General features: G+C 35.3%; 21 protein-coding genes, 1 pseudogene and 1 riboswitch. Of the genes and pseudogenes, 11 read left to right on the top strand and 11 right to left on the bottom strand.

Going from position 1 to position 20,819, the window contains the following annotated elements; all coding sequences use genetic code 11:
* Positions 1–3 precede the first annotated feature (3 nt).
* Entirely contained in the window at positions 4–186 is a 183-nt protein-coding gene (locus tag MKX66_RS23455; protein WP_002067721.1) for a hypothetical protein, read from the top strand.
* 115 nt (positions 187–301) lie between these two features.
* On the opposite strand, the gene metK is transcribed toward MKX66_RS23455, so the two are convergent.
* Entirely contained in the window at positions 302–1,501 is a 1,200-nt protein-coding gene (metK, locus tag MKX66_RS23450; RefSeq protein WP_002015707.1) for a methionine adenosyltransferase, read from the bottom strand.
* A gap of 169 nt (positions 1,502–1,670) precedes the next feature.
* A riboswitch (SAM riboswitch) is annotated at positions 1,671–1,792 on the bottom strand.
* Between the two features lie 228 nt (positions 1,793–2,020).
* On the opposite strand from metK, the gene pckA reads away from it, so the two are divergent.
* Positions 2,021–3,607: a phosphoenolpyruvate carboxykinase (ATP) gene (gene pckA / locus MKX66_RS23445; RefSeq protein ID WP_002034448.1), complete on the top strand. Its 1,587-nt coding sequence runs from the start codon at positions 2,021–2,023 to the stop codon at positions 3,605–3,607.
* 296 nt (positions 3,608–3,903) lie between these two features.
* On the top strand, positions 3,904–4,101 hold the full coding sequence (locus tag MKX66_RS23440; protein WP_002089120.1) for a hypothetical protein: 198 nt from the start codon (positions 3,904–3,906) through the stop codon (positions 4,099–4,101).
* Positions 4,102–4,556: 455 nt separating this feature from the next.
* Here MKX66_RS23440 and MKX66_RS23435 read toward each other — a convergent pair whose 3' ends face one another.
* The gene (locus MKX66_RS23435) at positions 4,557–4,940 is read right to left on the bottom strand and encodes an ATP synthase subunit I (protein WP_002089121.1); all 384 of its coding nucleotides are present in this window, start codon (positions 4,938–4,940) and stop codon (positions 4,557–4,559) included.
* 289 nt (positions 4,941–5,229) lie between these two features.
* Between MKX66_RS23435 and MKX66_RS23430 the strand changes: the two genes are divergently transcribed.
* The gene (locus MKX66_RS23430) at positions 5,230–5,451 is read left to right on the top strand and encodes a hypothetical protein (RefSeq protein ID WP_002034446.1); all 222 of its coding nucleotides are present in this window, start codon (positions 5,230–5,232) and stop codon (positions 5,449–5,451) included.
* Positions 5,452–5,479: 28 nt separating this feature from the next.
* Here the strand turns inward: MKX66_RS23430 and MKX66_RS23425 are convergent, their stop codons facing one another.
* Positions 5,480–6,385 carry a DMT family transporter gene (locus tag MKX66_RS23425; protein ID WP_061688343.1) on the bottom strand — a complete coding sequence of 302 codons (906 nt, stop codon included), beginning with the start codon at positions 6,383–6,385 and terminating at the stop codon, positions 5,480–5,482.
* A 113-nt stretch (positions 6,386–6,498) separates the two neighbouring features.
* Entirely contained in the window at positions 6,499–6,822 is a 324-nt protein-coding gene (locus tag MKX66_RS23420) for an iron-sulfur cluster biosynthesis family protein (protein ID WP_061674603.1), read from the bottom strand.
* Positions 6,823–7,033: 211 nt separating this feature from the next.
* Between MKX66_RS23420 and MKX66_RS23415 the strand changes: the two genes are divergently transcribed.
* From MKX66_RS23415 to MKX66_RS23410, 3 genes and pseudogenes are all read left to right on the top strand, one after another.
* The gene (locus MKX66_RS23415) at positions 7,034–7,216 is read left to right on the top strand and encodes a hypothetical protein (RefSeq protein ID WP_002034443.1); all 183 of its coding nucleotides are present in this window, start codon (positions 7,034–7,036) and stop codon (positions 7,214–7,216) included.
* A 62-nt stretch (positions 7,217–7,278) separates the two neighbouring features.
* Positions 7,279–7,431: pseudogene (locus tag MKX66_RS30935) on the top strand (Nif3-like dinuclear metal center hexameric protein); the annotation flags it as partial.
* 179 nt (positions 7,432–7,610) lie between these two features.
* The gene (locus MKX66_RS23410; RefSeq protein ID WP_341087217.1) at positions 7,611–8,519 is read left to right on the top strand and encodes a collagen-like protein; all 909 of its coding nucleotides are present in this window, start codon (positions 7,611–7,613) and stop codon (positions 8,517–8,519) included.
* A 232-nt stretch (positions 8,520–8,751) separates the two neighbouring features.
* On the opposite strand, the gene MKX66_RS23405 is transcribed toward MKX66_RS23410, so the two are convergent.
* On the bottom strand, positions 8,752–9,969 hold the full coding sequence (locus tag MKX66_RS23405; protein ID WP_193652310.1) for an ATP-binding protein: 1,218 nt from the start codon (positions 9,967–9,969) through the stop codon (positions 8,752–8,754).
* A 25-nt stretch (positions 9,970–9,994) separates the two neighbouring features.
* The gene (locus MKX66_RS23400) at positions 9,995–11,224 is read right to left on the bottom strand and encodes an ATP-binding protein (RefSeq protein ID WP_149191009.1); all 1,230 of its coding nucleotides are present in this window, start codon (positions 11,222–11,224) and stop codon (positions 9,995–9,997) included.
* A 172-nt stretch (positions 11,225–11,396) separates the two neighbouring features.
* On the opposite strand from MKX66_RS23400, the gene MKX66_RS23395 reads away from it, so the two are divergent.
* Positions 11,397–13,424 (top strand): catalase, encoded by a 2,028-nt coding sequence (locus MKX66_RS23395; protein WP_061674605.1) that lies wholly within the window; start codon positions 11,397–11,399, stop codon positions 13,422–13,424.
* Positions 13,425–13,445: 21 nt separating this feature from the next.
* The gene (locus MKX66_RS23390) at positions 13,446–14,255 is read left to right on the top strand and encodes an alpha/beta fold hydrolase (protein WP_201053227.1); all 810 of its coding nucleotides are present in this window, start codon (positions 13,446–13,448) and stop codon (positions 14,253–14,255) included.
* A gap of 49 nt (positions 14,256–14,304) precedes the next feature.
* Here MKX66_RS23390 and MKX66_RS23385 read toward each other — a convergent pair whose 3' ends face one another.
* Both MKX66_RS23385 and MKX66_RS23380 read right to left on the bottom strand, forming a co-directional pair.
* Entirely contained in the window at positions 14,305–14,466 is a 162-nt protein-coding gene (locus MKX66_RS23385) for a peptide ABC transporter permease (protein WP_326997203.1), read from the bottom strand.
* Between the two features lie 274 nt (positions 14,467–14,740).
* A complete protein-coding gene (locus MKX66_RS23380; protein WP_215591322.1) occupies positions 14,741–16,807 on the bottom strand; it encodes an LTA synthase family protein in 2,067 nt (688 codons plus the stop codon).
* Between the two features lie 291 nt (positions 16,808–17,098).
* Here MKX66_RS23380 and MKX66_RS23375 point away from each other — a divergent pair, with 291 nt between their 5' ends.
* Positions 17,099–18,352, top strand: coding sequence for a glycosyltransferase family 39 protein (locus MKX66_RS23375; protein ID WP_088293086.1), 1,254 nt, complete (start codon positions 17,099–17,101; stop codon positions 18,350–18,352).
* Positions 18,353–18,393: 41 nt separating this feature from the next.
* On the opposite strand, the gene MKX66_RS23370 is transcribed toward MKX66_RS23375, so the two are convergent.
* The 3 genes from MKX66_RS23370 to MKX66_RS23360 all read right to left on the bottom strand — a co-directional run bounded on the left by MKX66_RS23370 (position 18,394) and on the right by MKX66_RS23360 (position 19,689).
* On the bottom strand, positions 18,394–18,957 hold the full coding sequence (locus MKX66_RS23370) for a YwbE family protein (protein WP_341087216.1): 564 nt from the start codon (positions 18,955–18,957) through the stop codon (positions 18,394–18,396).
* A gap of 193 nt (positions 18,958–19,150) precedes the next feature.
* Positions 19,151–19,381, bottom strand: coding sequence for a hypothetical protein (locus tag MKX66_RS23365; RefSeq protein ID WP_002034470.1), 231 nt, complete (start codon positions 19,379–19,381; stop codon positions 19,151–19,153).
* A gap of 11 nt (positions 19,382–19,392) precedes the next feature.
* On the bottom strand, positions 19,393–19,689 hold the full coding sequence (locus MKX66_RS23360) for a DUF3986 family protein (RefSeq protein ID WP_002034469.1): 297 nt from the start codon (positions 19,687–19,689) through the stop codon (positions 19,393–19,395).
* A 120-nt stretch (positions 19,690–19,809) separates the two neighbouring features.
* Here MKX66_RS23360 and MKX66_RS23355 point away from each other — a divergent pair, with 120 nt between their 5' ends.
* On the top strand, positions 19,810–20,817 hold the full coding sequence (locus tag MKX66_RS23355) for an ABC transporter substrate-binding protein (RefSeq protein ID WP_016102907.1): 1,008 nt from the start codon (positions 19,810–19,812) through the stop codon (positions 20,815–20,817).
* Positions 20,818–20,819 lie beyond the last annotated feature (2 nt).

Raw genomic sequence — 20,819 nt, 5'->3', positions numbered from 1 at the left:
TCTATGTTCCGTAAGAAACCAATCCTTTGTAAATCATGTGAAAAGGAAATACAAACGTATGAAAAAGCGTGGATTCATATGCCATTTCCGGCAAGTGGTATGACAAATATGAAGAAGTATATTGAGCTAGACGGGGAAGTTTATTGTAGTTCTTGTATTCAAGTAGTAAATAAAGTGAAACTTTAATCAGTGGGGATTTTGTTCTTCCCCACTGATTATTAGTTAAACCAATCGGGCTTTTACGGGATAAAACCAAATAAAAAAAGCTTTGCGCACACAGCGCAAAGCTTTTTTTCATATATTATAGACCAGCTTGCTCTTTTAAAGTAGCTGCTTTGTCTGTACGTTCCCATGTAAGATCTACATCAGTACGTCCGAAGTGGCCGTAAGCTGCTGTTTGTTTGTAAATTGGGCGACGTAAGTCTAGCATTTTAATAATACCAGCTGGGCGAAGATCGAAGTTGTTACGAACTAGTTCTACTAATACGTCTTCAGATACTTTACCAGTGCCTAATGTATCAACTGAAATTGATACTGGTTGTGCTACGCCAATTGCGTATGCAAGTTGTACTTCTGCTTTGTCAGCAAGACCAGCTGCTACGATGTTTTTCGCAACATAACGAGCTGCATATGCTGCAGAACGGTCAACTTTCGTTGCATCTTTACCAGAGAATGCACCACCGCCATGGCGAGCGTATCCACCGTAAGTATCAACGATGATTTTACGTCCTGTTAAACCAGCATCACCTTGTGGTCCACCAATTACGAAGCGGCCAGTTGGGTTAATGAAGAATTTCGTTTCTCCATCCATTAATTCTGCTGGAACTACAGCTTTAATTACGTGCTCTTTTAAATCGCGATCGATTTCTTCCCACGTAACATCTGGATGATGTTGTGTAGAAATTACAATTGTATCCACACGTACAGGTTTACCATTTTCATCATACTCAACTGTAACTTGCGTTTTTCCATCCGGACGTAAGTATGATAATGTGTCATCTTTACGTACTTCAGTTAAACGACGAGCTAATTTGTGAGCAAGCGAGATTGGAAGTGGCATTAATTCTTGTGTTTCATTACATGCGAAGCCAAACATTAAACCTTGGTCTCCCGCACCAATTGCCTCAATCTCAGCGTCAGTCATTTGACCTTCGCGTGCTTCTAGTGCTTGGTCAACACCCATAGCGATGTCAGCAGATTGCTCATCGATAGATGTTAAAACTGCACAAGTTTCTGCATCGAATCCGTATTTTGCGCGTGTGTAACCAATGCCTTGAATTGTTTCACGAACGATTTTTGGAATATCTACGTAAGTAGAAGTCGTAATTTCCCCCGCTACCAATACTAAACCAGTTGTTACAGTTGTTTCACAAGCTACACGTGCATTTGCGTCCTTTGCTAAGATCGCATCTAAAATTGAATCAGAAATTTGGTCACAAATTTTATCTGGATGTCCTTCAGTTACAGACTCAGATGTGAACAGATGACGTTTTTTTGTCATGTGGTAAACCTCCCTACAGTAATTGTATATATTGTACGGAACTCATCCTTAATTTGCCACAAACTGCGACATACATTTATTCTCCCACACAAGCATACAGAAAAACCTTTCCTACTTAACATAGAGGAAAGGTTTAATTTGCTACTTGCATACTGCTTTTTGCCCTTTGCTCTTATCGTTCGAGACCGTTAGCCTCGCACAGGTTTTAGCACCTATTCACCTGTATTTACCACTACAAATGAGGTTGCTGGGCTTCATCGGGCCTGTCCCTCCGCCAGCTCGGGATAAGAGAGTATCCGTCCCAACCTATACTAAAGAAATGATATTCATTTGTCAATTAATATTCACATTTTCCTGAAAGTTTTTCTCAATACCCATAGAATGAAATATTAATAGGGAAATGATACATTCACACAAACAAAAATAAATAAATAGTATACATTATTTATATAATTGTGTTATACTATTGATGGGGATTACGAGAAATATTTCATTAAATGAAAAGGATGGTATATAAATATGAGTACTGTGAATGTCCAAATTGGTTTACATGAATTATTGAACGGAAGCAATGCACAGATTCAATTAAGTGTTCCGCAATTAGTGGAAAAAGTATTAATGCGAAACGAAGGGAAATTAACTTCTACTGGTGCCGTTTCTGCTTCAACAGGAAAATACACAGGACGTTCTCCTAAGGATAAATTTATTGTGAAGGAAGCATCGGTTGCTGACAAAATTGCTTGGGGAGCCGTGAACCAACCGATCTCTGAAGAACATTTTAATAAATTATATATAAAAGTTTTAGAATACTTAAAAGAAAAAGAAGAGTTATTCATCTTCAAAGGATTTGCTGGCGCTGATCGCAACTATCGCCTACCAATTCAAGTTGTTAACGAATATGCATGGCATAATTTGTTCGTACATCAATTATTTATTCGTCCAAATGAAGAAGAATTAGCAACTCACGAATCAGAGTTCACAATTGTTTCTGCACCAAACTTCAAAGCAGATCCAGCAATTGACGGTACAAATTCTGAAGCATTCATTATGGTTTCATTCGAAAAACGTATCGTACTAATCGGTGGTACAGAATACGCTGGAGAGATGAAAAAATCAATCTTCTCTATTATGAACTTCTTACTACCTGAACAAGACATTCTTTCTATGCACTGCTCTTCAAACGTAGGCGAAGAAGGCGACGTAGCACTATTCTTCGGTTTATCTGGAACAGGCAAAACAACATTATCTGCTGATCCAAACCGTAAATTAATCGGTGACGATGAGCACGGTTGGTCTGATAACGGCGTATTCAATATTGAAGGCGGTTGCTATGCAAAATGTGTAAACCTTTCTCATGAGAAAGAACCACAAATCTTCGATGCAATCAAATTTGGTTCAGTTTTAGAAAACGTTGTCATTGATGGTCAAACACGCATCGCTGACTATAACGATACTACTTTAACAGAAAATACACGTGCTGCATACCCTATGCATGCGATTGACAATATCGTACTGCCAAGTGTTGCAGGACATCCAAATACAATTATTTTCTTAACTGCTGATGCATCTGGCGTATTGCCTCCAATCAGTAAGTTATCAAAAGAACAAGCTATGTACCATTTCTTAAGCGGTTACACTAGTAAGCTAGCAGGAACAGAGCGCGGTGTTACATCTCCACAAGCTACATTCTCTACTTGCTTCGGTTCACCGTTCTTACCGCTTGATGCATCTCGTTATGCTGAAATGCTTGGTGAAAAAATCGAGAAACATGATGCGAAAGTATTCTTAGTAAACACTGGCTGGACTGGTGGCGAATACGGCGTTGGTAAACGTATGAACTTAGGTTACACTCGTGCAATGATTCAAGCAGCACTAAGCGGTGAACTTGCTAAAGCTGAAACTGCAAAACACGACATCTTTGGCCTTGAAGTACCTCGTCATGTTCCAGGTGTACCTGATGAAGTATTAATGCCTGAACAAACTTGGGCTGATAAAGATGCTTACAAAGTGAAAGCAATTGAGCTTGCAAACGAATTTAAAGAAAACTTCAAAAAATTCGATAGCGTTTCTGAAGCTATTATTAACTTAGGCGGTCCAATCGCTTAATTACAAATTTTCTGTTGGAATAACCCTTTTACTCATATGAATAAGTGTCGTATAACCGTAAAGTTCCGCGTACTCACCGACAAAACCCAATGCGGCTTAACGGTTACACACACTTACATAAAAAAGAAGCTTACGTTAAAAACGTAAGCTTCTTTCTATATCTTATATAAAGTGAAACTTTAATCTCTTCATCTATTGCATACCAATACCTATAAATTTACAGAAAATTCATTTTATAATCATTCATTTGTAGTTTCCTATGATATAATTTACATATAAAGGAAAGGGTGAGGCCCATGAAAAATTTTTCTCGTACAGGAAAAATTTTATTCAGTTATGGAGCGATTCAAATGTTTTGGGGACTTGTAATGCTTAACGTTAATTTATTTGAGCATACAAGTGAAACGATAAAATACATTATTCTAATTACCGGAATAGTTTGTTGTATTGTATCCAACTTTTTTAAAGAACCTAAGAGTCATACTACTAAGTGATTTCATATTAACTTATTGGAAGCGGAAACCTATATTTTATACAAAGTTACGCTTCCTGTTGTACTATCCATCGCCGGATCCCTTATTCCAGAGTAAGCCAATTTTCAATTTAAATAACCAGATTTTCATATATGCAAATTACGGCTTCGAACATATAAATTATATTCCTGCTCACTACCTCGCTCTAGTTTCACACCGCATGGGGCTAAAAAAGGCTCTGAACCGCTTCTATCCCCCGCCGGATCCTCTATTCCATCTAAAAAAGTTCCAAACCTAATTTTCAATTGATATACTCGGATTTTCACACATACAAATCAAGGCTTTGAAAATATAAAGAGATCTCTCGCTCACTTGCTCCTTCTGGTTTCACACCGCATGGGGCTAAAAAAGGCCCTAACCGCTTCTATCCATCGCTGGATCCTCTATTCCATCTAAAAAGAGGCTTTTCATCTTTTTCAGCCCTTCGTTAATTCTTCCTCATCCTTCATACTATAATACCCTAAATTAATAACGATTAAGAAATAACCACCCAGAATACCTACTGCAAATGCCCACATTACCATATGATGCTCAATTTCGTACATAATAATAGCACCCAAAATTGCAGCTGCAAAGCGATTAAACATACCAAGCGTCGGCGCTTTCGTCTTCTTTACTATACTATCTCCAAGCTTTTCGATACGCCTTCCTAAAATCCAAACACAATACATGCTTACAATAAGTCCAATTCCTGCACCTAGAAAATGTGCTGAAAACGGTGTTAACATCCAGCCTAATAACAGAATACCTAGTAGATAATACGATTGAATTTTAAACGACCTTAATGACATACTAATCATATTGTACTCCCCTTCAATAGTTTTTATCTATCCAACCAAAGCTATATAACTCATTTCTTTCGAGTCTATGGTACTTAAAATTCATTTCACTCAAATTTAAAAAACATAAACAGTATGTTTATGTTTTTTAAATGCTTTTAGGAAATAATATTATACAAGATTTCTAATATAGAATCCCTCATAAATGTGACGTTTTTCAAAACATTTTCGTCCAATTATGAAAAAATTGATATCAATCTATGAACATACGGATATGATGTAATAAGCACATAAATAAAGGGGGCGTCTAATGATTTATTTTTTAATGGCTCTCATTCATCTCATTGTTCCTGCACTTATTGGACTTTCCTTGTATTGGTACACGAAAAAACATAGTATTTTCTATGCTGTCCTCGGTGTTCTTCTTCCAGGTATTATTCTTATTACACTCTTCCGCATTCCTTTTCTTAATTTAATCCCACTTATTACTGCCATTTTATTCCTCGTATTTTTACCAAAAATAAAAAAATAGGAAAGCAGATCATAGGTGATCTGTTTTCCTATTTTGATATAGGTTCTTGCACGATAGAATTAGCTTCTACTTTCTCTGATTTCACAAACCATAGACCGAAGAAAATGATGATTCCACCGATTATTTGTTGAAACGATACATATTCATTTGCCCATACAGCTGCAAATAAAACAGCTACAAGCGGCGTAATATACATATATACCATCGTATGTGACGCACCAATTTTTTGAACACCAACATACCACATGACTAAACCGAATACTGTTACAAAGAAAATAGAATATAGTAAAGCAAACAATGTCATTCCGTGTGTAATGTGAAATGGCATGACAAATACATGTGGACCACTTAACAATAAGAGCGGAATCGCTCCAACTAATGTCGACCATGCAGTAACACGTAATGCTGAGTATTTTTTAATAAGCGGCCCTGCTAAAACGGGATAAAGTCCCCAACATATTGATGTAATAAGTCCAATCCCATTTCCGTAGAAAGAACTAGCGAGTGAATGCCCCGCTACTAAAACTAATGTAGCACCAATAAAGGCAATCATGGAACCAACTAACTTTCGAGAAGAAAATTTTTCTTGTTTCAAGAAAATCGCAAATACAGTTGTAAAAATAGGTGAAATAGATATGAGTAAAGAAGCATTTGTAGCGGATGTGTATTTTACAGTTTCCATAAATAACGTTTGATACAGTACAATACCTACAACGCTAACGATGATTAATCTTGGTATATCTTTTCGCTCCATATAAAGTGACTTTTCGATAAAGAACGTAAGTAATAACAGTAGTGGTGCTGCTGTCATCATTCGAACTGCAGTAAACTCTATTGCTGTAAATTCTAAAAGTCCATATTTCGCAATCGTATAGTTAATCCCCCAAATAATAACGACACTTAAAATTAATAACTCAATTCCCCATCTTTTCATGCGCAACCCCCTCCGCAAAGAGAATTATACAGAAAATTCAACTATATGTACATTTCATTATGTGAAAAAATCCATAAGAAAAAGGAGCATATTATATACTCCTTCTCTCTTCATTATAATCGAACATGTAACTTCATATTCGGATTATAAAACTGGCTTGGGCTCTTCAACTGGAAAGTCCCTCCAACTTCATGCCAATCAACTGTTAATTTATCATCCATAAATACAAGCTTTGTGCGATCTGCAATAAAGTTTAGTACGCTTGATTCGATATCTACATCGCGCTCATCTTTCTCTGAAACGGCTACTAAATCAATAATCCCGCTCATAACACAACCGCAACCTTCATTATCATAAAATAACTTTATATATTTCGTTTCACTTGGAATCGTATTCATAATCTTTTTATATGCTGCCTCTGTTACAGTAACGTACATGTGTTAACCTACATCCTCTCTTCTCGTATCATTTATATATTGTACCACCATTTTTCTTGAATCTTATATACAGAAAATTAAGACTACTATAAAATATATGTGATAAAGTGAAACTTTAATCAGGGAGGTATCCATCCCCCTCTGATTATTAGCCCTCGCCAATCAGGCTTTTACGAGCAGTTAATGCGAGATAAAGGAGGTTGTATCACTGATGTTCAAACTACAGCGATATCTCATTTTCTTAGGTCTATTAGGTAGCTTTTTTATTTCTAGCGGAATGGTATTACAACATATACTTCCCTATTCTCCTTCTATTGGCTGGATTCTAGGTTTTATTTGTTTCCTATCCGCTTCTTATTTTTCCATAAAAAAACAAAAACAACTAACAAAGTAAGAACTATCTTAAGGAGGATTACCAAACATGCCAGCCTTAAAAGAAATAGAACAATAACTTAATCATTTATTACAGGAGAAATCCATTGCCAAATCGACAATGATTATGGTAGGCATAAATACTCACTCATTATGGATTATGCGAAAGAAACAAATATGTCACTCATCGGTGTGTCACACTCTGCCTCTGAATATTTAGTGAAAGAGACATTGATGTAAATGTTACTTTGATTCCGCAGGAGACCCGGTGATTATAAAACTAATAACACCTCCCCTATTTTTAAAATCTATATACACAATACGATCGACCACACAAAAATATAGAATCTACAATATATATAAAGTAGTTCTACTTTTAAAACTAGATTTTCAAAAATATAGAAAGGAGATAATATATGTACCAACGCAATTGCTTTAGTTGTGACGGTAGACGCAACAGCGGTTCTATCGGCAGTACTGGCGCTACTGGACCCACTGGTGCTACTGGACCTACTGGCAATGCCGGGGCCGGTTTGCAAAGTACTACCGCTTTTAGTCTAGCAGCCGCTCCTAACTATAAAAAGGGACAAGTTGTCACTTACACGAGTAGCGGCTATGTTGTAAAAAAAGATGCACCTCAAGGATTTCCGAATGTGTCTCAAGATTATATCGTATTGGTAGAAGGTGGTCCTACTGGATCTACTGGTTCTACCGGAGCTACCGGAACTTCTGGTTCTACTGGTTCTACTGGTTCTACCGGAACTACTGGAGTCACTGGTTCTACCGGAGCTACCGGAACTACTGGAGTCACTGGTTCTACCGGAGCTACTGGACCTGCTGGTAGTTCAACAGCGAAAAGTATTGTTTTTCAAGGGACGAATGCTGGGTTTCAACGTATAGCAGGTTCTCCAGGAATTGATTCTAACGTTATTCCGTATGTAACTGCTGGAGCTGGAAATATAGTTGGTTTTGCTACATCTATAAATATTAATAACTTACCCGCTGCTGTTTATACGATTGATATTTGCAGGAATGTCCCAACAAACCTCTCTGCCCCTACCTCTAGTTACATCCTATCTACTATTACTTTAACTACTACAGATAAAATTACGGGAACTATGACATTTTCAATTAAACCTACGGATATTGGCTCTAGACAACCTCAAGTGTATAACCCTACTCCAGCACCTGGACCTGCCACTGTAACTTGGACTAGTATCACAACCGGAAACCTGTTTTCGAGGGGGGATGCGATATCTCTTTATATTACCCCCGGGATTACGGCAAGTGCTGTATATTCTATTTTTCTAATCACTGATATATAGCCCACACTTACAAATCGTTGATTTCACAAAAACCTCGCTACCGAGGCAAAAAAATTACAAATAAATGAAAACAAATAACAGACAAATTCATTATATACTCTCGCTTTAAAACACCCCTATTTTGGATTGTGAATTTGTACAGTTTGTCAATGTTGTAAACATCCCCTCTACAATGAAAAGGGGAATCACTCTCAAGAAAGTGATTTCCCCTTTTTAAAATTTCCCACTATAATTAAATCGGTAACATAATCTCAACAGTCGTTCCAACTCCAACTTCACTTTCAAAGTTCAATTTACCGTGGTGATCTTTAATAATTTTTTCCGTAACTACTAATCCTAAGCCTGTTCCAGTTTCTTTCGTTGTGTAAAAAGCTTCATTTAGCTTCGGAATTTTATCTTTCGGAATGCCGCATCCCTCATCTATAATTTGAACAATGATCACATCTTCCACTATAACTTTTACAGTAATAGTTCCGCCAACTGACATTGCTTCAATCGCATTTTTTATTAAATTAAAAAATACTTGTTTCAATCGTTTTTCCTCACATGTAATTGATGGTATATCTTTACTATAAATAGCATGCATTTTTATCCCTTGTTCTAAAGCTGGCTTTTCCATAACCCTGATAACATAAGAGATGATTTCTTTAATATTATGCGTTTCGGATTCTACCGATTTAGATTTCTCAAACCCATTTAGTTCTGTAGCAATTGTATGAATTCGCTCTACTTCCTGTCTCATAATTTCACTATAAATTTTATCTTCTGGATATTTTTTCGCTTGCTTATTCACAAGTTTTTTCAATTTTTCTAACGGTCTTCTAATCTTATCGCCAATTACTGTCGCCATTTTCCCAACCATTGCTAATTTCTCTACATTTCTTATTTCTTTATCCATCATTTCAAGTGTACGAACGTAAGATTGGAATCTTAAAAATATAATCCAACATATAATAACAAACACGCTATATAATGCTATTGGGATAAGAACGATAAAGGATTGAACAACGAATCCCATAAGTGCATATTTTCCAACAATAGTTCCGGCAACTAACCAAAAGTACCTCTTATTCACAAATATCGGTGCAAATAAAATAAAGAATCCTTCTACTATATTCCCGCTATCAAATTCCGCATCACTTCCGTAATAAATAATGAAGTTATTAATAAAATCCAATATATTATAGCCAATTAAAATAATATACTTCACAATATACGGCTTTTTCCATTTCATAAAATAAAGTCCTATAAAGAATAATCCAACCATCAAACTATATAGCCATAAACCTAATCCTTCTCCAAAAGCATCTGCTAGTTTTTGATTTTTATCTGATAAAAGGACAATAACTTTTTCAGCAAAATCATACGCAAAAAATATAACGAAGAATAAGCTTAAAAATATTATTAATGCCTTTATCTCTTCTTTTTCAAATATATCGCCTTTTTCCATATGATAACTCCTTTAACAACACCTCTTAATCTTGTGTCACATTGCGCTCACATTTTTTCGGGAGCAGTATTTCTACTCTCGTTCCTTTCTTTACTTCACTAGAAATGTGTAATTCTCCAAGATGCTCTGTCACAATTCGCTCTGCTACCGTAAGACCTAATCCAATTCTATCTTGCTTCGTTGTATAAAAAGCATCCTTAACTCGTCCTAAATTATCCTTTTTTATCCCAAAACCACTATCTACTATACTTACTATTACATAATCTCTTTTTTTATTTTCAACTTGTATTTTTAATGTTCCGCCATGTTCCATTGCCTCTAAAGCATTTTTAATAACATACAAAAATACTCCTTTTAATTTGCGTTTATCACATTCAATTTCACTTCTATTTTGCTCTTCATTAAAGGTGCAATTTATATTTAACTCGTTCATTTTTCCGCGCATGTTTTCTACCGCTTGTACTAAAACATCACTTACAATGTGTTTTTCATAAACAGAAGGTTTACATGTAGCAACCTCCATTAATTCACTAATCATATTATTCATATTTTCGATTTCGAGAATCATTTGTTCATATGTTGCATCTTTTTCGTGTTTCTCTTTTTGTAATTGCGTAAACCCTTTTAATGAAGCAAGTGGGTTTTTAATTTCATGTCCGACTGTCGCTGCCATTTTTCCAATAACCGCCAATTTTTGTGACTGACTTGCCTCTGCAATACGTCCCTTTACTGCTGAAAGATATTGTAAAAATCGATTTAAAATAATAAATGACACGAAAAGTAACACCATATTTATAACAAGAGACATAAACAGGTTAAGTTCTCCAAATACAAATAGGTATATCATATATTTCCCTATAAGGAATGGCGCTAAGACAAATAAATATCTTTTACTCAAAAAGATCGGTACGAAGAAAATAAAAATATATTCAATTACATTCCCTTCATCAAATGCTATTCTATTATGAAAAGCATACCATCCAATATTAAAAGTCTCTGCGATCATGTATGCAAATAAATATGTATATTTAACTAAATATGCTTTTTCTCTCTCAAATAAGTAAACACTAATACCTAATATAGCCATAATATATGCAAGCTTCCATATCCCTTTATGCCAATTTCCTAAAGGCATTGTATCTTCTAATATAATCGCGTATGCAACCTCGTATACAATTAAAATAACATGTATTACCCATAAGAAAATCTTAGCGTTTTTCTTTTCTTCTTTAGCTGATAGAAAACTCTCTTCCACTTCAACACCCCTTCAAAAGAATACCATTTATTATAATAAATGATTTTCATAGACAAACAAAGATAAATTGAACAAATGAGGAAAATCAATCCATAGATAATATACTTCCCCACACCATATGTAAGCATAAAAACCATGAACAATAATACGTATAATATGGGAGGTGCTTTATATGGACGGTCGTGAAAATAAGAAGATAGAACAGTTACAATCCTTTACGAAAAACAATGAAGGAAAAGAGATGACAACGAATACGGGTGTCAAAATTTCAAATGATGAAAACTCTTTAACCGCCGGGGATCGTGGTCCTACACTTTTAGAAGATTTCCTGATGCGAGAAAAACTCGCTCATTTTGACCGTGAACGAATTCCTGAAAGAGTCGTTCATGCCCGCGGTTACGGAGCACATGGTGTTTTTGAGCTATATGATTCTTTAGAAGACTTAACAATGGCTCATTTTTTACAAGACCCATCTAAAAAGACACCTATTTTTATTCGTTTTTCTGAAGTTGCTGGATCAAAAGGTGCAAATGAAACGAACCGAGATGTACGAGGATTCGCTGTTAAGTTTTATACAGAGGAAGGAAATTTCGATTTAGTTGGCAATAACATTCCGATTTTCTTCATTCAAGATGGTATTAAATTTCCGGATCTTATTCATGCTCTTAAACCAGAGCCACATAATGAGATTCCCCAAGGACAAACAGCACACGATACTTTTTGGGACTTTATCGCCAATAATCAAGAATCAGCTGCGATGATGATGTGGATTATGTCGGATCGCGCAATTCCGAGAAGTTTTCGAATGATGCAAGGGTTCGGCGTTCATACATTTCGTTTAGTTAATACGCACGGAAAGTCACGATTCGTAAAATTCCACTGGAAGCCAAAGCTTGGCGTTCACTCGTTAATTTGGGATGAAGCTCAAAAACTAGGCGGCGCTGATCCAGATTATCATCGCCGTGATTTATGGGAAAATATTAATGCCGGAAACTACCCTGAGTACGAACTTGGCGTTCAAATTTTAGAAGAAGAGGATGAATTTAAATACGATTTCGATATATTAGATGCAACAAAAATTTGGCCGGAAGAAGACTTCCCTGTTAAGATCATCGGAAAAATGACGTTAAACCGAAACGTTGATAACGTATTTGCGGAAACAGAACAAGTCGCACTGCACCCTGGAAGCATCGTCCGCGGTATCGATTTTACAAATGATCCTCTCTTACAAGGTAGACTATTTTCTTATACAGATACACAATTAGCACGCGTCGGTACAAACTATCAAGAGTTACCGATTAATCGTCCGGTATGTCCTTTTCATAACAATCAAAGAGATGGTGCGTCTAAATATATAATTGATAAAGGAAAAGTCGCTTACCATAATAACTCTTTAGCTAATAACTCTCCCTTTACTGTACCTGGTACGAAAGGCGGTTTCGTTACATATCCTTCTACTGTTTCTGGACATAAAACAAGAGAAACAGCTGCTAGTTTTAAAGACCATTTCTCACAAGCCCGTTTATTTTGGAATAGTATGAGCCACGTCGAAAAAATCCATATTATGCAGGCCTTTTCCTTTGAATTAGGAAAAGTAAAAAGTAAATCAGTTCGCCAACAAGTCGTAGGTATGATTGGTCATATAAGTACAGAATTAGCTACTTTAGTAGCTGAAGCAGTCGGGGCAACAGTGCCAAATGTTCAAGAATCAAATGTTACAAAATCCTCACCAGCACTAAGTATGGAACATACAACATTCAGCCCAAATACATTACGAGTAGGCGTCATTGTCGCAAACGGATATGACGGTCAAAACGCACAATATATTATAAATCAATTCAAACAAGCCGGTCTTCAGCCCGTTATTATTTCCGAACGATTAGGTTTTGTGCAAGGCTCTCAAAATGGACAGTGGGAAGTGAATGATACTTTCTTAACAGGATCACCACTTCTTTATGATGGGCTACTTCTTATTGGCGGAAATATTAATGATCATTTTCTTAACAAGGCAAGTTCATTCGTCGTAGAATCGTATAATCACTTTAAGCCAATTGGCGCTTTCCAAAATGGAACTACTATTGTTCAATCTTTAAACATCGAAGGAAAACCTGGCGTTATAACAGAACAAAATCCTACCTTACTTGCGAATGAATTTATTCAGGCAATGACAAAACAGCGATTTTGGGAAAGAGCCTATTAAAATACATGAGGAGGATACGTCATGTTCGTTACAGTGGAAAAAGATGTACACATTTTTGTTGAGGATATTAACCCAGGCCCTGGAAGTAAACCTGTCTTCTTCGTTCATGGCTGGCCTTTAAATCATCAAATGTACCAATATCAATTTAATATCTTACCACAACATGGTTTCCGCTGCATCGCCATGGATATACGAGGAAACGGACAGTCTGATAAACCATGGACTGGTTACACTTATGATCGTTTAGCTGATGATATCGCAATTGTATTAGAAGCACTTCAAATAGAAAATGCTACGTTAGTCGGCTTCTCAGTCGGTGGCGCTCTCTCTATTCGGTATATGTCACGATATAATGGGCGTCGTATTTCCAAACTTGCATTAGTGGATGCTGTCTCTCCTTCTTTCGTGAAAAACCAAGAATCCCCTTACGGCGTACCGAAAGAACAAGCAGATGCTCTGATTGCTCAAATGTATGTAAATTTACCTAAGTTTCTAAGTGATGTATCTTTATCATTTTTTAATAGAAACTTAGGAGCTGCCACGTTAGAATGGTTTTCTTATCTCGGTATGCAGTCCGCTTCTTATGCTCTCATCAAAATTTTGCAAGCCGCTGCAAACGAAGACGTAACGAAGGACTTAAGTAAAATTAACGTCCCAACAAAAATATTCCACGGTGTTCACGACCAACTCATCCCTTATAAAAGTGCTGAGCTAACAAAAGAGCGAATTAAAAACTCTGAACTATATCCTCTTACAAATAGTGGCCACGGCTCTCCAATCGATCAAGCGGATGAATTAAATAAGGAACTGATAAAATTTTTAAATTCATAGTTCCTTTACAGTAAAAAAAGAATTTGCCCTTACGGCAAATTCTTTTTTCTTAACTACCTTTTGCACGAGCAAATTCCACATATGACTTATTCTTCTCTTCCATTAAAAATAAAACGATAATGCGGAAAAAATGAAGAGTTGGAACAATTGTCATACAAAGAATAGATAAAAAATAAACACGCTCATCGTTAAACGCATAAATACTAACCACTCGAAATCCTGTTTGTTTATAAATCCACACAACAAATAATTGTAAACTAAAACTAATAATAGATCTGGAACTGATTCTATTAAAATTAAACAAATTGTCCAATTATATACTAGATGAAAAATTCACACACTTCTCACAAATCAATTATTAAAACGACCCTATTTTAATTTATACTAAATGTACAAGTAATACTCCCTAAACCTAGCTTGTCTGATTATCCCGTTAAATACTATGAAAAAAGAACTTGTATCGTATACAAGTTCTTTTTTGTCGCCTATTTAAATAATATATCCTTACTATATTGCTTTCCGATGAGTAAGTCATATTGAATAAACTCATATTGCTTTAACATTTCTTTTTGTTTTTCTGTTAAACTTTTTATTGCTTCTCCGTCTTTTCCTATCTTCAATTCATCACGAAGTACGGGAATTTCTCCATATAACTTCGATAAAAATTGATAGAATGGTACCTTATTTAATCCAGCATAATCAAAGACAAGATTTGAAAAATAGATTGGACTTACTAAACCTAAATTGTCATTTGGCATATCAAAATTTGCATACATTAATAACGGCGTTTGCGCCATCGCTAATCGTTCACTTGGCGTTTTTTCATTTGTTATATAACCAGTCTCTTTATAAAGAGATTTATTTGTTCCTAGTGATGGGAGATGGTCCCCAAAGAATACTAATAATGTAGGTCTATCTAAATTATCTAGCTCCTCTATTAAATATTGAAGAGCTTCATCTGAACGTCTTAACCCTTCTGTATAAGTCTCTAATTCAGCCTTCGACTCTTCATTTTCTAATCCACTAATCTCTATTTGATTTTCACCAAATCTTCCTTCTGTAAATGGAAAATGATTTTGCATCGTAACTGCATGAACAAACGTAGGTTTCTTTTGCTTCTCTAATTCAGCTATTATCTCTTTACTCATAGATAAATCGCTAATATAATCTCCATCAACTTCTACATTTTCCATCGTATCTTGTGCATTAAACTTATCAAACCCTAACACTTTATATACATCATCCCGTTTAAAGAATGAGCGACCGAACGAATGAATTGCACTTGTATAATACCCTTCTTTTTTCAAAGCTCGAGGAATTGATGGAATTTCTTTCTTATTTGTAACAACTTGCTGATACGGTATAGATCCTGGTTTTAACAAACTCATTGAATAACTCGTTAATACCTCAAATTCAACGTTCGCAGTATTTCCTCCAAATGCAGGAGAAATAGTTTGTCCACCAGGAAAACTTTCTATATAATGATGCAAATTAGGTAAAGGATCTTCACTAAAGGACAGGTTCGTTAACTTCGTTGGATCCCAAAACGATTCACTCATTACAAAAATAATATTCGGTTTCTCTTTTTGCTTCTGCGCCCCTATATTGCTACTATATTGTTTCTTTATATCGTTTGCTATTTGAAGCATATTTTCTTTTGAATAATCTTTCGGCTTTTCAATGACTGTCGTATCTAAATTACTTATAAATCCTAGCACAAAACCATTTGAAGCATAATTTTCATTTTGATTCCACAAAATGAACTCTATACCTGACTTTTGAAACCATTTATTCATAAACGTATTCGTAAAATTACCATACACATATAAAATAAAAATGGATCCTATTATAAATAGAACTCGTACGCCTGCATGAACTTTTACATTTTGAATATACTTCCTCACATACATACCCGCCAAAATACAGACAACAACACTTACAATAACGAGAAGAATATAACCCCAACTAAAATAATCCATCACCATTGGTATAACAGATTGCATATGTCCAATCTGTGTAAAATCAGAAGGATATAGTGGGTCTCCCCTAAAAACAATTTTGAAGTGATTTACAATAACCAAAATGATTAGCAAAATGCTTGCCAAAATAGTACTCAAAAAAACTTTCCCAAGCACGTTATACACCAAAACATATATCGCATAAATTACAATTAAACTAAATATAAACTGTGCGTTACAATTGTAAATCCAATTCAGTGTATTTACGAGATTCATATTATTTTGCGTGAAAATAAAAAGCAAAGTAACCACATGCGCTACTAAAAACATTCTAATATAAATCCGAATAATCGGTTTAAATTTATTAACTATACCTTTATTTAAATACACAACATATAGTAGTGCAACCCACATCAAAATTGTCATTATACTTAAAACAATTTTTTGATTTAACATATCTTTCATCGCATCTAAACTAAAATATTTTAAAATCAAGAAAAGTGTGGGTACAACATATAAGGTTACTAAACCACTTAAAACCGCCGAAATTAATATACTTCTTCTTGGCTGATGAAATGAATAATTATCCCTCAATTCACTCCCTCTTTTCTGTTTATTAATTTCACCCCGCACCGTAAAAACAGTTTCTATTAAGATAACATACTTCATGCATTTCGTCTCCACACTGGATTCTACTATAACTGTAGTTTCTTAATTCTCCCTTAATCAACAGTTTAATTTTGGAATACCAACTATCCATTCTTAAAAAACTAAATTCCTTCATTCCACTTTATGATATAATAACTATGTTTTGGAAAACCTTAATACTAATATGGTTTTATCATGAAAATAAGAAAGAATTAATAAAAAAGGAGCTGCTCATTTTTGTTAAATAAGTTTAAAAATTTGCCTAAAGCGGTATATGTAATTTTGGCGCTTTCTTTCCTGTTGCACGTTTTTTGTCTAGTAAAACAACCAGGATTAAATGGAGAGGTAGTCAAAGTAACATATGGTGCAAATGATGCGTTCAACTATTCGTTAACAGCTGAACAGTTACTAAAACACGGTGTCTTCGGATATGTTTATTTGGAGCCTAGTGAAGTTCCTGGAAAAAATGCATACATCACACCAGGTCAGCCGCTATTATTAGCTGGCGCTATGATTATTTCTGATGTTACATCACTTCCTTACTATTACGTGGCAACTGTTATTAATATGATACTGAACCTCGGCACAGTGTTATTAGTATTCTTAATAGGGAAAGAGTTATTTGAAAAGAATATTTATGGAATTGTCGCAAGTATTTTATATGCTATGTATCCAAGTAACTATACATACTTCCGTACATTACTAACAGAAGTTCCTTCAATATTCTTATTATCGTTAAGCGTGTATGTATTTGTTCTCGCATGGAAATACAATAAAGCAAAATTCCATATATGGTTCGGAATTGTCGTTTCCATTTTACTTATGTTCCGTCCAAATCCAGCTCCAATGATGCTCATTCCTGTTCTTGTCGTCTTGTTCACATATGGATTTAAAGACTCAATTCGAATTGGATTATTATGGCTCATTGGCCCGTTCTTGATTATCGGTGCCTGGGTTGTTCGTAACTATTTAGCGTTCAATCAATTTATTTTATTCTCAACCCAAGGTGCGGACCCATTAATTGCCGGTGCAGATCCATTTAACAAAATTGGCTATGAAAATGTAGTTAACCAAATGAAAGCCCAGGGCTTAGAGGATAAAAATGCATACGCAAAAGATTTAATCAAAAATGGATTTAAAACGGACTTCACATATTGGTTCTCGTGGTTCACTGTTGGTAAAACAATTGAATTATTCAAAACAGCTCCTGCTGTAGACCAATACCATATTCATAAATTTATGCAAATGTGTCATAGAGTCTTCATCATAGGCACATTCTTGAGCAGTTTCTGTTTCATGCTAAATTCATTTAAGCATAAGCGCGTTATGATGCTAGTAGCAAGTTCTGTTATTTACATCATCTTCTCAAACTTATTCTTAGCGATTAATCGCTACGGATTTTTCATTAACCCTCTTATGTGCTTAATTCTTGCATATGGGTTAGTTTACGCTGTGCAGAAGCTTCCATTTTTCCGCACTAACCAAGCATAATAAAAAAGAGGTCGTCCAAAGATGGACGACCTCTTTTTTATTTATCCAACACTTTGAACACGGCCAATTTGTCCATCTTGTAATCGAACTTTAATTCCGTACGTATGTGTTTCTGTATTTGTTAAAATATCTTTCACAACACCACTCACTGTTTTACTATAATCTTTATCCAATTGAATAACTACATGTGAACCAACCGAAATTTGTGATCTTGTCGGTTTACCACCTGTTGCTTCTGTTGTTTTTTCTTGTTTCTGTGTTCTCTCTTGTTGCGCCGACTGCTGTTGCTGAATCTTCTGTTGCTCTTCTTGCTTACGTTTTTCTTCTTCTACTCTTTGCTGCTCTTCTTGCTTACGTTTTTCTTCTTCTACTCTTTGCTGCTCTTCTTGCTTACGTTTTTCTTCCTCTGCTTTTTGCTGCTCTTCTTGCTTACGTTTTTCTTCCTCTGCTTTTTGCTGCTCTTCTCCCTTCTTATCTTCTTCAACTTTCTTCTCATCTATTTTCTGTTCTTCCGATGCTTTCAGCTTTTCCTCTTCATCTTTACAAGCTGTTAAAACCACTACACATAAGCTCATAAGCAAAAATAATAATAATTTCTTTAACATTAAAAAATCCTCCTATATATACATTACAAATAATGACCTTTAATAGAATAACAAATATGTATAAACCCCTTTGTCGTAATTTGTCGTATACATTGGATTTTCCATGTAACACTACATGCTACAAATAGAAAAGAACCTGTCATATGACAGGTTCTTTTCGTTATTTATTAGGATACGATGATTAGCATGTTTACTATACAAGAGGAAGCATCCATATTTTCCATATGATACTTACGATTACTATAAGTACAAAATCAAACAAATCTAATCTCGGACCCTTTTTCATAGTCATGTCTAGCCACATATGAATCCATTTCATTTCCTTATATTTATGAATATTTTTCTTTGCGAATCGGTAAGTGAGCACTTGCATGATGTAAATTCCAATTACACAAATAAGCAATAAGATGAGAAATTCAAACACAAAATTCCTCCCTATTTTTGAAGCGTTCTTTCTACTATATGGTTCTTCAAAACCCATTCCTCAAACTGAGCACTTCCAAACTCCCAGCTCAAATCACGAGCATGTACAGAAAAAACGTAATAACCAGCATATTCGTCCATAAACCGACCTGTCTCTATCTCCTCTTTCTGAAGACCGTATACTCCAAAATTAAAATACACATCCCACACGTCTTCATGCTTCCTCTTATAAGCAATCGATTCCATATCACATTCAGTTCCGAAATAATCAAGATGTAAATGTACGCTATCATCGTATTCGTAATCCATTTTATCACCCCTTATATTTGTACTTCTTTATTACCCGAAAAATTCCTGCTATCTATACTCACATATGGGCACTTACCTACATATTATGCTTGTAGATTGACTTCTAGGAGGTGTCATATAGTGAAAAAATTAATAACCGTTTTTTGCATCATGTTATTAGCTGTTTTCACATTCGCTGCTTGTAGTAGTACAAAGGAAAGTACGAAAGAACAAGCTCAAAAAATTCGCGTTGGCGAAGTTACACACTCTCTTTTCTACGCACCATTATATGTTGGGATTGAAAAAGGATTTTTTAAAGATGAAGGCTTAAATATTGACTTACAAACAACAGCTGGCGGAGATAAAACGATGACCGCCCTTTTATCTGGCGGAATTGATATTGCTCTCGTTGGTTCAGAAACGTCTATTTATGTTCATCAACAAGGAGCAAAAGATCCTGTCATTAATTTTGCGCAGCTTACACAAACAGATGGCACATTTTTAGTTTCCCGTAAAAAATTAGACTCTTTTAATTGGAACGACGTAAAAGGCGTTACGTTTTTAGGACAGCGTAAAGGCGGCATGCCGCAAATGGTTGGTGAATACGTTTTAAAGAAAAATGGCATTGACCCTCGCAAAGATACGAACTTAATTCAAAATATCGAGTTTGCTAATATTGCAAATGCCTTTGCATCTGGTACAGGAGAATTTGTACAGCTCTTTGAACCGACTGCAAGTATACTTGAAAAAGAAGGAAAAGGTTATATCGTCGCGTCTTTCGGAGCTGAATCTGGTACTGTCCCTTATACAACGTTTATGGCAAAAGAAAGTTTCTTAAAGAAAGATAAAGCTGCTGCAGAAAAATTCACGCGCGCACTATATAAAGCGCAGCAATGGGTTGATACACATAGTCCAGAAGAGATTGCCGATGCCGTTTCACCACTATTTAAAGACACTTCAAAAGACATTTCAGTAAAAGTAATTGAACGCTACAAAAAACAACATTCATATGCGACAAATCCATTATTAGATGATGCAGAATGGAAACAACTCCAAACGATTATGAAAGAATCTGGTGAATTACAAAAAGAAGTTCCACATGAAGCGCTCGTCAATACAAAAATTGCCGAAAGCGTTATTAAGAAATAGAG

The organism is Bacillus sp. FSL R9-9530, assembly GCF_038008145.1.
Classification (GTDB): domain Bacteria; phylum Bacillota; class Bacilli; order Bacillales; family Bacillaceae_G; genus Bacillus_A; species Bacillus_A mycoides.
This window is presented reverse-complemented; position numbering and strand designations above follow the sequence as displayed.

What these genes read in the sequence shown, in the direction of transcription:
- MKX66_RS23455 (WP_002067721.1), top strand. Translation starts at nt 4, where the DNA reads ATGTTCCGTAAGAAACCAATCCTTTGTAAATCATGTGAAAAGGAAATA.
- metK (WP_002015707.1), bottom strand. Translation starts at nt 1,501, where the DNA reads ATGACAAAAAAACGTCATCTGTTCACATCTGAGTCTGTAACTGAAGGA.
- pckA (WP_002034448.1), top strand. Translation starts at nt 2,021, where the DNA reads ATGAGTACTGTGAATGTCCAAATTGGTTTACATGAATTATTGAACGGA.
- MKX66_RS23440 (WP_002089120.1), top strand. Translation starts at nt 3,904, where the DNA reads ATGAAAAATTTTTCTCGTACAGGAAAAATTTTATTCAGTTATGGAGCG.
- MKX66_RS23435 (WP_002089121.1), bottom strand. Translation starts at nt 4,940, where the DNA reads ATGATTAGTATGTCATTAAGGTCGTTTAAAATTCAATCGTATTATCTA.
- MKX66_RS23430 (WP_002034446.1), top strand. Translation starts at nt 5,230, where the DNA reads ATGATTTATTTTTTAATGGCTCTCATTCATCTCATTGTTCCTGCACTT.
- MKX66_RS23425 (WP_061688343.1), bottom strand. Translation starts at nt 6,385, where the DNA reads ATGAAAAGATGGGGAATTGAGTTATTAATTTTAAGTGTCGTTATTATT.
- MKX66_RS23420 (WP_061674603.1), bottom strand. Translation starts at nt 6,822, where the DNA reads ATGTACGTTACTGTAACAGAGGCAGCATATAAAAAGATTATGAATACG.
- MKX66_RS23415 (WP_002034443.1), top strand. Translation starts at nt 7,034, where the DNA reads ATGTTCAAACTACAGCGATATCTCATTTTCTTAGGTCTATTAGGTAGC.
- MKX66_RS23410 (WP_341087217.1), top strand. Translation starts at nt 7,611, where the DNA reads ATGTACCAACGCAATTGCTTTAGTTGTGACGGTAGACGCAACAGCGGT.
- MKX66_RS23405 (WP_193652310.1), bottom strand. Translation starts at nt 9,969, where the DNA reads ATGGAAAAAGGCGATATATTTGAAAAAGAAGAGATAAAGGCATTAATA.
- MKX66_RS23395 (WP_061674605.1), top strand. Translation starts at nt 11,397, where the DNA reads ATGGACGGTCGTGAAAATAAGAAGATAGAACAGTTACAATCCTTTACG.
- MKX66_RS23390 (WP_201053227.1), top strand. Translation starts at nt 13,446, where the DNA reads ATGTTCGTTACAGTGGAAAAAGATGTACACATTTTTGTTGAGGATATT.
- MKX66_RS23370 (WP_341087216.1), bottom strand. Translation starts at nt 18,957, where the DNA reads ATGTTAAAGAAATTATTATTATTTTTGCTTATGAGCTTATGTGTAGTG.
- MKX66_RS23360 (WP_002034469.1), bottom strand. Translation starts at nt 19,689, where the DNA reads ATGGATTACGAATACGATGATAGCGTACATTTACATCTTGATTATTTC.